This window comes from Nitrospirota bacterium, from assembly GCA_040754395.1.
Classification (GTDB): Bacteria; Nitrospirota; Thermodesulfovibrionia; order Thermodesulfovibrionales; family SM23-35; genus JBFMCL01.
Window position 1 is genome coordinate 1 of sequence record JBFMCL010000040.1, and the last position, 15,252, is coordinate 15,252.

General features: G+C 48.0%; 6 protein-coding genes. All 6 read left to right on the plus strand.

Annotation, left to right across the window (positions count from 1 at the left end; genetic code table 11):
* Window positions 1-416, plus strand: a 416-nt coding sequence (locus AB1552_14020) for a helix-turn-helix domain-containing protein (protein MEW6054875.1), incomplete at its 5' end; no start/stop codon positions are given.
* Between the two features lie 367 nt (window positions 417-783).
* Window positions 784-1,623, plus strand: a complete 840-nt coding sequence (locus tag AB1552_14025) for a prenyltransferase/squalene oxidase repeat-containing protein (GenBank protein ID MEW6054876.1) — start codon at window positions 784-786, stop codon at window positions 1,621-1,623.
* Window positions 1,624-1,684: 61 nt separating this feature from the next.
* Window positions 1,685-4,714 (plus strand): transglutaminase domain-containing protein, encoded by a 3,030-nt coding sequence (locus AB1552_14030; protein MEW6054877.1) that lies wholly within the window; start codon window positions 1,685-1,687, stop codon window positions 4,712-4,714.
* 16 nt (window positions 4,715-4,730) lie between these two features.
* Window positions 4,731-5,303 carry a DUF5673 domain-containing protein gene (locus AB1552_14035; GenBank protein ID MEW6054878.1) on the plus strand — a complete coding sequence of 191 codons (573 nt, stop codon included), beginning with the start codon at window positions 4,731-4,733 and terminating at the stop codon, window positions 5,301-5,303.
* Window positions 5,304-5,434: 131 nt separating this feature from the next.
* On the plus strand, window positions 5,435-13,384 hold the full coding sequence (locus tag AB1552_14040) for a CARDB domain-containing protein (GenBank protein ID MEW6054879.1): 7,950 nt from the start codon (window positions 5,435-5,437) through the stop codon (window positions 13,382-13,384).
* A gap of 16 nt (window positions 13,385-13,400) precedes the next feature.
* Window positions 13,401-15,252: transglutaminase-like domain-containing protein (locus AB1552_14045; protein ID MEW6054880.1), on the plus strand; the 1,852-nt coding region annotated here is incomplete at its 3' end.

The window sequence follows — 15,252 nt, forward strand, 5'->3', positions numbered from 1 at the left end:
CTCTGCTCAATGGGGAAAGGAACCCCGATGCGTTTGCACCGGCAGACAGCACAGAAACGTCCATCATGGAAATCATAATGCTTTACATTGAAGACCATTACAGCAAAGAATTGGACCGTGAGCATCTTGCGCACAAAGCCGGCATGAACATCCACAGATTCAGCAGGGTGTTCAATGAAACGTTCGGACAGAGCGTGAAATCATACCTGAACCATATCAGAATCCATAAGGCGGCAGAACTTCTCAGAAACAGCAAAGAATTGAGCGTCACCAAGATAGCAGCATCCGTAGGTTATACTAATATGGTACATTTTGAGCGGGTTTTCAGGGAAGTATTTGGCACCTCACCGAGAAAGTTCAGAATGAACTATAACGCAGAATCTGCACAGAGCAGACATCTATGGCATTTTGAATAAACCATCTGCGACCTCGGAACAGAAAAAAACACCTCCTCAGAATAGGTTTTCATAAAACACACAAATCCTTTTTCTCATCCCAGCAGCGTTCCAAAACAAGGAGTTTTATCCCTCCAGAAAGTTTTTTTTCAAAACGCACAAAATGTTGATAAAAAAGCACAAAATGATTAGACAGGGAAACGGGGCTTTTGCTATATTAGCCTCAAATTGTCTTTCCGGGGGGAAATATGATTCCAAGAAACCATCTTGCCAATACTGGAACTTTTCAAAGCAATTAAGGATAATCTTGACGCATTAGACAGGAAAAGACACCAAGAGCTTCAGTAAAAATTTTTAATATTATCGAAATGGCTGGAGGGATAACATTATGAAGAAGGCATTATTATTTCTATTCATATTTCAGTTTCTCATCTTTTCATCAGTCTTTGCCCAAACCCCTGAGATCACCAACGGCCTCAACTACCTCACCTCTACCCAAAACCCTGACGGCTCATGGGGAAGTGATATAACAAATACAGAGCTACTGCCTTCAACCGTATCAATAATAGAGACATTGCAGATTCTTAATCAAGCCGGAACAGTCAATTATTCGAATGCCGTTTCATGGCTTCAGGCCGAAGGATTATATACCACCGATTACCTCTCTGAAAGAATCAATGCCCTTTCCGTTGCGGGAACCGATGACGATCTGCTCCTTTCATACCTTGATGAAATGCTCTTTGCATGGGGTGGGGATGCAGATTCCACAAGCATGATTTTTGACACCTCTCTTGCCCTTCAGGCCTTTAAAAAAATCAACCATCCCGATCAGGATATCATCAGCTATGCATTGGGGTATCTGATGAACACCCAAAACCCTGACGGCGGCTGGGGGTTTTATCAGGACGACGACAGCAATGTATACATGACCGCAATAGTACTGCAAACGTTCATCCAATTCAACGATATCTACGATCTCCAATCAGAGATCGATGGCGCTACCGCATATTTATTAACCAAACAGAACCCTGACGGAGGCTTCGGCAGTTCTCCTTCAACCGTCTACGAAACCTCCCTTGCCCTGATTGCACTGATTGACAGCGGGCAGGGCAGCCCGGTGCAGATACAGAACGCGATCAACTATCTTTTATCCACCCAGTTCCCCAACGGCTCATGGGGAAATGAACGATATTCAACTTCTTTGGTACTCAAGATAAAAAATGCTTGACAAGGGATGGGGGGGGGGCAGTGTATAATGGTTGCTAAATCTGTCTCAAGGGGGAGTTCAGATGAAAGCACACCATAATCTTGCCTTAAAAATTATTGCTGTTCTTATTCTCTTCTTTTTTACCTGGACCTTCGGAGGATTGTTTGATATAGCCTACGCGGTAAAAAACAGCCAACAGGCAATAGGCAGCAGGCAGGAGTCAAAGTCAAAAGGCAATCAACAGAGCAAACCGGAAAAACCGGAAGAGAAGTTCCAGAGGACGCTTGATGAGATCGAACAGATAATCCAGGAAGTTGAGAAGGTGGGAAGTTTAGAAGATGAGAAGAAGAATAAACTCAAAACCAAGAAGACGGAGATAGATGCCCTTGATGTGGAGATAAAGAAACAGTTTGCGGAAACAGAGAAGAAACTGAAGGATGAGGGGTTACCTCAGGAAATCCTCGACCGGCACTACAACTTCGTAAAGCATTACAACGACAACCTCAAGGAACTCAAGGATAACCTTGATGCCATAGACAAGGCAAAAACAGAAAATGAGAGAGGCAAAGAGATAGAGAAAGCCAAAAAGTTTCTTGAAAAGGTAACACCTCCGAAGAAACACACGCCCCTTGATCCGAACAAACTGCCACACAGAACAATGGAACCGGTATTCATAGAGCCGAGGACAGCACCAGAACAGTTTACCGAAGGAGTGGTGAAACAGGCAAAAAGCAATCAACATAAACCGATCCTCGTGGCTTCAAACGGATCGCTGGATGGTCTATTGGCTTCAGCCAACGAACCCATCCTCCTTGCAGCAGCAAATCCCCCAACATCTGATGATTTATCACAGACCATCGAAGTCCAGTTCACCCCTGCGATACAGGCAAAGGCAGCAGAACTCAACCATAATCCCACAAAGATCTATAACTGGGTAAGAAACAATATTGAATATGTTCCCACCCATGGCTCGATTCAGGGAGCAGATTACTGCCTTCAGACAAAGCAATGCAATGACTTTGATACCGCATCATTACTCATAGCCCTTCTCCGTACCTCAGGCATCCATGCCAGATATGTATACGGAACCATAGAACTTCCCATAGAAAAGGTAAAGAACTGGCTGGGAGGGTTTACGGACTCCATGGAGGCATTACGGCTATTAGCCTCTGCCCGGATACCGGTCAAAGGGCTAACCGAAGGAGGAGCAATCAAAGCAGTTCAGCTTGAGCATGTATGGGTAGAGGCATGGGTAGATTATATCCCATCAAGGGGAGCACGGCACAGGGCAGGACAGGGAGACACCTGGATACCGCTGGATGCAAGTTTTAAACAGTATGCCTATAAAGAGCCTATGGATTTTCCTCAAGCAGTCGGGTTCAATACCCAAAATTTTGTTGATGAAGTTCTGACTGGAAGTACGATTGATCCGATTAATTCGTCAGTATCAAACGTTCCACAAGAATTAATACTTCAGAGAATGCAGGAATACGTGCAAAGTGTCCATCAATATTACGATACAAATCTTCAAGGTAAAACCATTGAAGATATAGTGGGTTCAAAGAAAGTAGTAGTACACGACTTTCCATATCTATTAGGTACTCTTCCGTATAAGACAATAACAGTGGGCAACAAGTATTCTCAGCTGCCGGATTCCCTCCGATGGAGGATAACTTTTCAGTTATTCAACAGCATTTATTCTATTGATCCAGATCTATCATATACGGCATCAACAGCATCTTTGACTGACAAAAGCATAACCCTAAGCTACAGACCATCGACCACAGCCGATGAAGCTTTAATTCAGAAGTATGGATATATCGAGACAGTACCCCCTTATCTTCTAAACCTTACTCCTGAACTGATAATCGGCGGCGAAACGAAAGTATCCGGCATTCCCGTCGGTTCCGGAAGAGACTTAGATTTTGTAATGACTTTTATCTCGCCTAAAGGGCCTCCGGATATTATTAGAAACAAGGAGACAGCTGGCGCTTATCTTGGCATAGGACTGGATCTTAGCTGGCTGTCCAAATCATTGCTCGACAAAAAAATAGAGGTATTGAATCAGATTTACAGTGAGCCGTCTCCAAATATGAATAGAAAAATACAGGAAGGGTTCAGCCTATTAGCGGCCGTCTATTTCGCTGAAGTAGATGCAATGAACATGATAGGAGAACGATTTGCTAACATTGTAGATGTTAGGCTGCCTTCTGCTGCTATTGTGGGTGAAGATATAGCCGTACATTATATATTTGACTCTCCAATAACTCAATCATTTGCTGGGCTTTTTATTGATGTGGACAGAGATATTCATACAACTCAGGCAAGAGATGGTGATAAGAATAAAGTGATAACGTTCAATATCGTATCAGGTATGAACGGATCAGCTATGGAACACGCCCTCTGGGAACAAATCTACAAACTCCCAGGTATCTCCGCTATCAAAATTCTTAAACAAGCCAATGAAATGGGAATTGCCAACTATAAGATAGACCAATCGAATATTTCTTCTGTACTTCCTATGCTTCAAGTTTTTACTGATGCCAAAAACGACATTATCAATGCTGTAAATGCTGGGAAGATTGTCTACATACCAAAGGCTAATGTTCAATATTATGGTTGGGAAGGCACAGCTTACATTGTAATGGATCCAAACAACGGCACAGCTGGATATATTATCTCTCAGGGATTATCAGGTGGCGCAGATGGGCAGGATGAAAGATGGTGGGATTGTACAGAATCACTTTTACAACTCTTTGATACCGTACCTTTATGCAATGGACAAAAGTGTTCAACGTTACTTTCAGTTGCGATTGATCATGTTGCATTTGCTCTTGCTCTTTCGGATATAGGAAGATCAAGCTCTGATCTTCCGACAAAAGGGAAGACCTCAATTGTCGCTTATATAAATTTGATTGTTGGCATAGCTTCTTTACATCCACGTTTAGGTAAAAGTATAGGATTTGTTATAGCAGCTTCAGTTGTAGAATTTCTTCTTTGGGCGAACGCATACAGACTAAATGAGGGGAAATGGCCAATTTTAGAAGAAAATCCTTTAGGAGACTGCTCAGATTTATTTACTGATTTATTATGTGATGCCTTCGGATGCTGAGAAATGGTTAAGTAATATGGAAATACTATTGCTTTTTACAATCACTATTTTAACCGTTCCTTTTTCAATTTCTTTACTTTACAGTTTTTATAGGTATCAACATCGTCCTAAAGGACAAGTATTATTGACAATCAAATCAATAAGCTCAGAAAGAAAGATATATGGCATCGTTTTATCCCTAATTTTTGCATTGATAGCAGCATCTTTATTACTTGTATATCTTGGGGAAGAACTAAAAGGCCATAAAATTGATCTTATAGGATGGATAGTTATAGTGGAGGTTATCATTTTTTTTGGTGTTCTTTCGTTAGCAGTTTTTCAACGCAGAGCGGGAAATGTCTTGCAATTCACTGATAAAGGGATCATCTTGGATTTCGAATTCTTTGAATGGGATAAAATTGATGAATATAAATGGGAAATGGCAGTTAGATTTCTTGGGTTAGTAGTTCATTACAAAGAGAATCCAGATGGTGATATTTTATTCTTTCAAAGCGGCTGGCGCTGGCGCAGATCACACTATTCCTTTGATGCTAATACAAAACAACAGGCTAATAATATCCTGAAAAGTAAAGGAAAAATGAAACCCTGATTCATTTAAGTGCAATATTTTCAATAAACAAAAAAGGGGACAGGCAACTTTTTACTGGGTATTTAGCAAGCAACTCTGATGACATCGAAAACATTAGTGAATAATATTATCGACATGGGTGGAGGAATATTATGAAGAAGGCAATACTTTTTTTGTTCTTGTCTCATTTCCTTTTTATTACATCAGTCTTTGCCCAACCTCCGGAAATCACCAATGGCCTCAACTACCTCACTTCCACCCAAAACACCGATGGCTCATGGGGAAGTGATATAACAAATACAGAGCTACTGCCTTCAACCGTATCAATAATAGAGACATTGCAGATTCTCAATCAAGCCGGAACAGTCAATTATTCGAATGCCGTTTCATGGCTTCAGGCCGAAGGATTATATACCACCGATTACCTCTCTGAAAGAATCAATGCCCTTTCCGTTGCGGGAACCGATGACGATCTGCTCCTTTCATATCTTGATGAAATGCTCTTTGCATGGGGTGGGTATGACGATTATGCAACCAACAATCTTGACACCGCTTTAGCCCTCCAGGCATTGAATAAAATCAACCACCCTGATCAGGATACCATCAGCTATGCATTAGGGTATCTGATGAACACCCAAAACCCTGACGGCGGCTGGGGGTTTTATCAGGATGACGACAGCAACGTGTATATGACTGCAATAGTACTGCACACGTTCATACAATTCAACGACATCTATGACCTCCAGTCAGAGATCGACAGCGCCGTTGCCTATCTTCTCACAAAGCAAAACCCTGACGGCGGCTTTGGATTGGGAGGGGGTAACCCCGCCCTTACAAGTACCGTCTACGAAACAGCCCTTTCTCTGTCCGCATTCATTGACAGCGGACAGGGCAGCCCGGTGCCTATACAGAATGCGATCAATTATCTTGTAACCACCCAACTCCCTAATGGCTCATGGGAAGACGATCCCTATTCAACAGCCCTGGCACTAAGGGCATTAGCCAATGTAAAACCCAACCTCTCCCTCTCATCCTCAGACCTCACCTTCTCCAACCCAACCCCGACAGTCGGCGAAACTATCTCCATCATTGCAACGATCCATAACATTGGCCCCGCTCAGGCAGATAATGTACTAATCCACTTCTATGACGGCAACCCATCCTCAGGCGGAACATTTATCGGCGAGACTACCATCCCCTCAATTACCGCGTACGGCTCATCACCGACAAGCATCTCCTGGACCATCCCGACCGCATCAGCAAGAACAATATATGTAAAAGTAGACCCATCAAACACCATCGACGAACTCGATGAAGAGGACAACATAGCATCAAAGAACCTCACCTCAGCAACCTTGCCTGATTTGAACATCACCCCAGCAGACATCACCTTCAGCCCCGTATCGCCTATGTTCAATGAACCGGTGCATATAGCAGCTACCGTTAGGAATACCGGTGAGACAGAGGCAACAAATGTCTCAATCGATATCTACAATGGAGATCCTGATGCCGGAGGGGTACGTATCAGCGGTACCACATTCCCCACCATAGGAGCAGGCAGTTCCGTGACCGTGCAGCTGACAGCAAATTTCGTGGCAGGCAGCCATAGCATATATATCACTGCGGATAAAGAAAACACCATACAGGAAACGAACGAGACCAACAACACTTCCTTCAGAACCCTGCTGGTAGGAAGCGGATACATCGATCTGTCCATCGCAAAAAGTGACATCATTTTCAGCCCTTCCAATCCTGTTGAGGACGATATCGTCACGATCACAGTAACTGTCCATAATGAAGGAGAGCTTGAAGCAACCAACGTCCTGGTCCAGTGCTACCGTGGAGACCCTGATGCAGGAGGTGTACAGATCGGCACTGATATGACGATTCCGGCAATTTCAGCGAGGGGAACCGCAATCATCAGCATCCCGTGGAACAGCACCGGACATGCAGGCAATAATGATATATACATCAAGGCAGACCCATTCAATACCATATCAGAGTTGAATGAATCATACAACAATATGGCATTCAGGACGATCAAGGTTGCAGCCAAGGCGGGGGCTGATATTCTTGTATTGCCGGCAAACATCACCTTCACACCCTTTGCGCCGACCACCGGCGACACCGTACTCATCTCCGCAACAATCCGGAATACAGGGACTGCCGATGCAAGCGACGTCCTCGTGGAATTCAGCCTCGGAGATCCGAATAAAAGCGGAGCGCTTATCATAGGAAGTCAGACGATACCGACCATCGCTATGGGAAGCCATGCCGTTGCACAACTGTCCTGGAATACCACGGGCTTTACAGGGAGTTACGAGATCTATGTCCAGGGAGACCCCTTCAATGCAGTGAAGGAACTCAGCGAAACGAACAACATCGGATCTGCTCCCATCGACATAACAGCCCCTCAGGGACCGGACCTCACCATCACCTCCGTTGCGACGATGAACCTGCTGACCGATACACAGACACTTGTCCTCTCGGGATCAATAACCGTCACTATTGAAAATAAAGGCACCCAGGATGCCGGCCAGTCCTTTGCCCTCACCGCGTTTGAAGACAGAAACGGGAACAAAACCCTTGACCCTGACGCTGATACCATATTAGGAAATATGCTTTATACGGGCAATCTTTTGGCGGGCGGAACAGACACGCTCCAAGTTCCTGTTTACGGTACTACCCTCTTCAGAGACAACCTGATCTTTATCATGGTGGACAGCGGCAATTCAATTTCCGAACTCGATGAGATGAACAATATTGCGGGTACGGCAGATGCGTGTGAGACCAAGCTGGCCAAGTCCATTCAGCCCGTCCAGAAATGGGCATGGACAGGAAGCAGCATCCTGCCTGAGTACAACCAGGTGATGCATACCCCTGTTGTTGCCAGGATTATCGATACCAACGAAGACGGACTTATAGATGAAAGAGATATTCCTGCAGTAATATTCCAGACATTCAAGGGGAGCAACTATGGCAGCGATGGTGTCCTGAGGGCGGTACGAGGAGATAACGGGCAGGAGCTATTTACCGTAACGGAACCGCTTTACAGAACCTCTCCTGTTGGGAATATCGCAGTCGGTGACATTGACCATGATGGCCTGATAGAAATCATCGCACCAAAGAGCGGAAACGGGATATTTGCGTTTGAACATGACGGCACATTCAAATGGTCATACCCATACGGAGGACCCGGATGGGGAGCAATTGCTATTGCCGATATAGATACAGACGGCAGTCCCGAGATAATATCGGGCGCATATGTGCTGAACAGTACGGGCACGTTAAAGTGGTCGGGGATTTACGGTGGCGGACCCGGGGATCCCATCTCGCTCGTTGCAGATATCAACCTTGACGGCAAACCCGAATTAGTCGGCGGCAATAAAGCATACAATTCCGTCGGCACGCGTATATGGGGGACTACCTTCACAGATGGATACAATGCACTCGGAAACTTCGATGCAGACCCCTATCCCGAGATCGTCCTCAATTCACGGTTCAGAACCTATCTCATGGAACATGACGGATCGCTCAAATGGGAATCGACTGCTGTATATTTCAGCGGCACCGGAAGTGCACCGACTATAGCAGACCTCAATGGCGACGGAATTCCCGAAATCGGTGTCGCGGGGGGTAGTCGTTATATTGTCTTTAAAGCCGATGGGAGCAAGCTGTGGGAAAGCACCATTTTCGATCAGTCCAATGTTGCATCCTCAACGGTGTTTGATCTTGACGGAGATGGCCGGCTGGAGATTCTGTATGCCGACAACCAGTACCTGCGGATTTTCAGAGGCTCTGACGGCTATGTTCTCTTCTCCACGCCCAATTCTTCGGGAACTGCCTGTGAATACCCCGTTGTCGCTGACATAGACAATGACAGTCGTGCAGAAATCATCGTAAGCGCCAACGATTATGCAAGCTGGTCATGGGTAAACGGGCAGGGGGTCCATGGCATCCGTGTTTTTGAAAATGTGAATGACAGCTGGTCGAACACCAGAGCAATCTGGAACCAGCACACCTACCATATTACCAATGTCAACGATGACGGCACCATCCCGCGCAACGAGCAGAACAACTGGGAGGTCTACAACAACTACCGGTGCAATGCACTATTGCCGGAAAAAATCATCGGGACTGCGGATATCACCGCATCCTATATTACGATAGACCAGACCAACTACCCGCAATCCATAACCCTCTCCGTCCGCATCGGCAACGGCGGGGCAGTATACCAGGACGCAGGAGTGCCGGTAGCCTTCTATAATGGAGACCCCAACCAGGGCGGTCTCCTTATCGGGACCGCTGTTACCACAAAAACACTCAATCCCGGAACCTATGAGGATATCACCATCACCTGGAGCACTCCTCCGGCAGGAACCCATACCCTCTACGCCATTGCAGACAAAGACAACCGGTTCAACGAATGCAGGGAAGGCAACAACATCGCATCAGCGGAATTCACTATCGGCACAGAACCGCCTGTGTATAACCCCGACCTTGCCATCTCCCAGTCCGACATCACCATCGTCCCTCCTGATCCCATCGAAGGCCAGGAGGCGGGCATCGGCGCAGTCATCCACAACATCGGCAATGCAGATGCCTATACAATAGAAGTCCGCGTCTATGACGGAGACGCATCAACCGGAACCCTTATCGGAACCATCCAGATCCCCTTCATTCAGGCAGGCGGAACCTCCTATATACAGATCCCCTGGAATACCTTCGGCCAGTCCGGAAGGAACTACCTCCATATCCTTATTGACCCGCAGCACCTTATCGAAGAATCCAACGAAAACAACAATGCAACCCTCAAACCGGTAGATGTCACCCCGCCGACCCTTCCTGACCTCACGATCACCTCAACGGACATCGCCTTTTCCCATCAGACACCGCAGGAAGGAGATCCGTTCACCATAACCGCAACCATCCATAACCTGGGTACAAGCGCAGCGTCCGTTAAGGTCAACCTCTATAACGGAAATCCGGACAATGGCGGCACACTCCTTGGTACCCGGATGATCTTCCCCGTCATCCCCTTCGGAGGCCAGGCGCAGGTGACTTTCCCCGTTGACACCGTCGGCTTCTCCGGCAACCACCGCTTCTGCCTTGTCATCGACCCTGACCACACCATCACCGAACAGCGGGAAGACAACAACCGAGCATCATCCGATCTCTTAATTGGCACCATCGGCCTCACCCTTACCGAGACAACCGATAAATCACAATACCAGGAGAATGAAGATGTCCTCATAACCGTGCATATTGCCGATCTCCAGAATCAAACAAGAGCCCTCCAGGTTGACATCCGGGTGTTTGACGCAGGCGGCTTCCTTGCGGCAACACTTCCCGCGCAATCCATCACCCTGAATCCTTTACAGGCACAGACCTTGAACTTCACCTGGAACACCGGCAGTACCCTGATCGGCACCTATACGCTCAGGGCAACGGCCTATGACACCGGCATGCACCCTGTTGCCAGAACGTCACAACAGGTCAGCATCATATCTTCATCGGGCATTACCACAAACCTTGTTCTTGATAAGATATCCTATCCAGCAAATGCGCAGGCACGGATCACCGCAACCGTCACGAATGAAAGCGCCAACAGTATCTCCACGGACCTGACCGCAACCATCACCATCAGGAATGCCTCAGGCCACGTCGTCCTGACCGAAGATACCCCGATCGGCATCCTCACCCCGTTATCGGATCACACCTTCACTACCTACTGGAATACCGGCACCAATCCTCCGGGCGCATACCCGGTCACCCTTACGGTAAAGGATCAGGCCGGCACAGTACTCTCAACCTGCACAAAGAATCTCATGATCAGCAGTGACATCAAGCCCTCGGTACTCCTCAGGGGGCAGATCTCGGTAGATGCCCGGAGCATCCTCCAGGGAGCACCGGTAACCATACACTACAGCATCACCAATATCGGCAACATCGACATCTCACAGGTAACCCTCTCCATCCTTACGGTGCATGTCACCGAGCTTATTGTCTATGACACCCTCACCGACCAGACTGCCTTGACCATGGGCAGCACCTACACCAATAACCAACAGCTCACTACCAGCAGCTATAACGCAAAGGACTACCTCGTCATCCTCAGGGCAGCGGTCTCCGGGGTCACCGAGACCCTTGCGAGCACCTACTTCCGTGTGGAGGGAGCGCCTTCAGCGCCGTCCCTCTCCTCACCGGCACACGGCGATGATGTGGAGACCTTTACCCCTCTACTGAGCATCAACAATGCTTCAGACCCCAATGATGACGATCTCATCTATGAGTTTGAGCTCTATGCCGACAGCGGGCTCACGACCCTCATCGCCGCATCAGAGGCTATAGAGGAAGGTGTACATATTACCTCCTGGCCAGTGCCGGTTGCGCTTCAGGAAAACCGTACCTACTCCTGGAGGGCACGGGCATATGACGGGCTCCTTTACGGAGAATGGATGCTGCCTGCGATGTTCAGGGTAAACCTTGTCAATGAGCCACCCACTGCGCCGACCCTGTCTGCACCGGCTGATGCCACCGAGGTGGATACCGGAACCCCGGTGCTTGTGGTCAATAACGCCTCGGACCCGGACAGCGCAGGGCTTACCTATAACTTCGAGGTCGCACTCGACCCTGACTTCACCAACATCGTCACATCACAGATAGGGATATTCGAAGGCGAAGGGACCACCTCCTGGCAGGTCCCGGTCACCCTCAACGAGAACACCTCGTATTACTGGAGGGCACAGGCCGATGACTGGCTCATCGAAGGCCCGTGGATGGTGACCGCCTCGTTCTTCGTGAACACCGCCAATGACGCGCCGACCGCACCGTCTGTCCTGTCACCTGGCAATGCCACAGAACTCCCGGCCCTTGCGGTGGACATCACCGTCATCAACGGGACAGATGCTGATTACGATCCCCTTGGCTATGTCTTTGAGATCGATACCGTGCAGACCTTTGATTCACCGAATCTCATCCGGTCAGCCACGATCCCTGAAGGCACGGGGACGACCACCTGGCATGTCGCAGGGTTGACCGATAATGCCCGGCACTACGTCCGCGCAAAGGCAACCGACGGTCTTGCTGAAAGTCCCTGGTCAGAAGTCACCGCGTTCTTTGTGAACACCGCCAATGACGCGCCGACCACACCGGTCCTTGCAAATCCGTCAGACGGCGCAGGCGTGAACGTCTTTACCCCGACGCTTTCTGTGCATAACGCAGCAGATATTGACGGAGATGTCCTGACCTATGAGTTCGAACTCTATGACCACTCCATGAACCTCGTGTCATCTGCAGCCAATATCGGAGAAACCCAGGATATCACCTCATGGACGGTTCCTGTGACACTTACGGAAAACCAGACCTACACGTGGAGGGCACGGGCTTTCGATGGGGAACTCCACAGCGCCTGGATGTCATCGGCCTTCTTCATGGTCAACACCGCCAATGACGCACCGACGGCACCGCTGCTTAATGCGCCTCATGAGGGAAGCAGCATCGACACACTCAATCCCACGCTCTCCATCAGGAATGCCACAGACCCGGACAGCGATACGCTGACCTATGACTTTGAGGTATACCGCAGTGGGACACTGATACAGTCCATTGCCGGGGTACCGCAGCACATCTCGGGGATAACATCCATCACACTGACAGCGGCACTTGCGGACAACACGTCCTATCAGTGGAGGGCACGGGCATTTGACGGTGACAGATACGGCGAGTGGATGGCGACGGCAACGTTTTCAATACATCTGCCAATTCAGCACATCACGGCTACCATTGATTTTGACCCCAATACGTTGAACCAGGGGAGCAATGGCAAATGGGTGACAGTGTATATCGAACTGCCGGCTGGATACCACGTCAATGATATTACGGTCTCCTCGATCCTTCTTGCAAATACTGTCCCTGCAGAAGCATGGCCGTTTGCCATTGAGGATCATGACAAGGACGGCATTCCAGACCTCAAGGTAAAGTTCAGAAGGAGCGATGTGATCAGTATCCTGCCTGCCGGGGACAGTGTACCTGTGCATGTGACAGGCACTGTGGGAACAGTGACATTTGACGGCGTAGACATCATACGGGTAATACATTAAGCGTGGAGGGAAAACGATGAATTCAAGATATACCAGAACGTTGAGGATAGTATCAGCAATTGTACTCTGTTTCTTCACCTGGACATTCGGAGGGGTGTTCGATATAGCCTATGCCGTAAAAGCCAGCCAGCAGGCAGCAGGCAACAGTCAACAGGTAAAATCACAAGAGTCCAAAGAACAAAAACCGGAAGAGAAGCTTGAGAAGGCCCTGAATGACCTTGAGCAGTTCCTTTCCGACACCTCCACCGACACAGATACGAAAAAGGGCAAGGCAAAAGGGAAGAAAGGGGAGATCGAGGCCCTTGATGTCGAGATGAAGAAACAGTTCTCCGCCACCGAGAAGAAGCTCAAGGACGAAGGGCTTCCCTATGAGATACTGGAGCGGCATTACGACTTCGTAAAGAAATACGACAATAACCTCAATGAACTCAGGAACAATCTTGATGCAATAGAAAAGGGAAAAGACAAGAAAGAGACAGATACCGCAATAGAGAAAACGAAGAAGTTCCTTGAGAAGGTAAAACCCCCGAAGAAACATGTCCCCCTCGACCCGAACAAACTCCCTCACAGGACAATGGAGCCGGTGTTTACAGACCCGAGGGAAAAGCCTGAAGAATTCACAGAAGGCAAAGAGATGAAAGCCGTGAGCAAAGAGCAGAAGCCGGTCCTCGTCGCGTCGAATGGTTCATTAAGTGGTCTCTTGTCTCCTGATACGCTATCGAGTATGTCATTGCGAGCCGAAGGTGAAGCAATCTCCCAGAACATTCTGCTTGCAGCAGCAACTCCTCCAAACACATCCGACCTCGCCGAAACCATCGAAGTGAAATTCACCCCTGCGATACAGGCAAAGGCAGCGGAGCTCGGACACAACCCGACAAAGATATATAACTGGGTGAGGAACAACATCGAATACGTGCCAACCTATGGAAGTATCCAAGGAGCGGATTATTGTTTGCAGACAAAACAGTGCAACGACTTTGATACAGCATCACTATTAATTGCCCTTCTCAGGGCCTCAGGCATTCACTCACGGTATGTCTATGGGACTGTTGAGATACCGATAGAGAAGGTAAATAACTGGATCGGAGGGTTTACGGATTCCATGGAAGCCCTCCGGCTTCTTGCATCTGCCAGGATACCGACAAAGGGGATGACCGTAGGCGGCAAAATCGAATATGTGAGAGTAGAGCATGTATGGGTAGAGGCATGGATTGATTACATCCCGTCAAGGGGTGCAAGGCACAGAACAGGACAGGGAGACACCTGGATACCCTTGGATGCGAGTTTCAAGCAATACAATTATACACAAGGCATAGACATAAAGACAGCAGTGCCCTTTGACGCCCAATCGTTCATTGACCAGATACAGTCCACGGCCACCATCAACGAAACAGAAGGCTATGTCACCAATGTAAACTCCCTCTTCATCCAGCAGACAATGACTGACTACCAGACGCAGGTGCAGAATTACATCACACAGAATTATCCCAATGCCACAGTGGGAGATGTGCTTGGGAAGAAAGAGATACAGAAGCAGGAGTTCTCCTATCTATTAGGGACATTGCCTTATAAAACAATAGTAAAAGGTTCAACCTATGCAAGCATCCCTGACACCCTCAGGCACAAACTGAACTTTAACGTCATAAAGGACATGTATGACGAAATCATGGGAACTCCCATCAACATCACCAAAAGCCTTCCTGAGCTTGCAGGAAAGAAGATAACGTTGAACTATTCCCCGGCAACAGCACAGGACGAGGCAGTAATCAACTCCTATCTCCCAAAACCCCATGCAGACGGAACCCCTATACAGCCCAACGAACTGCCTTCATCTTTACCCTCGTATCTGATAAACTTGAAACCGGAAC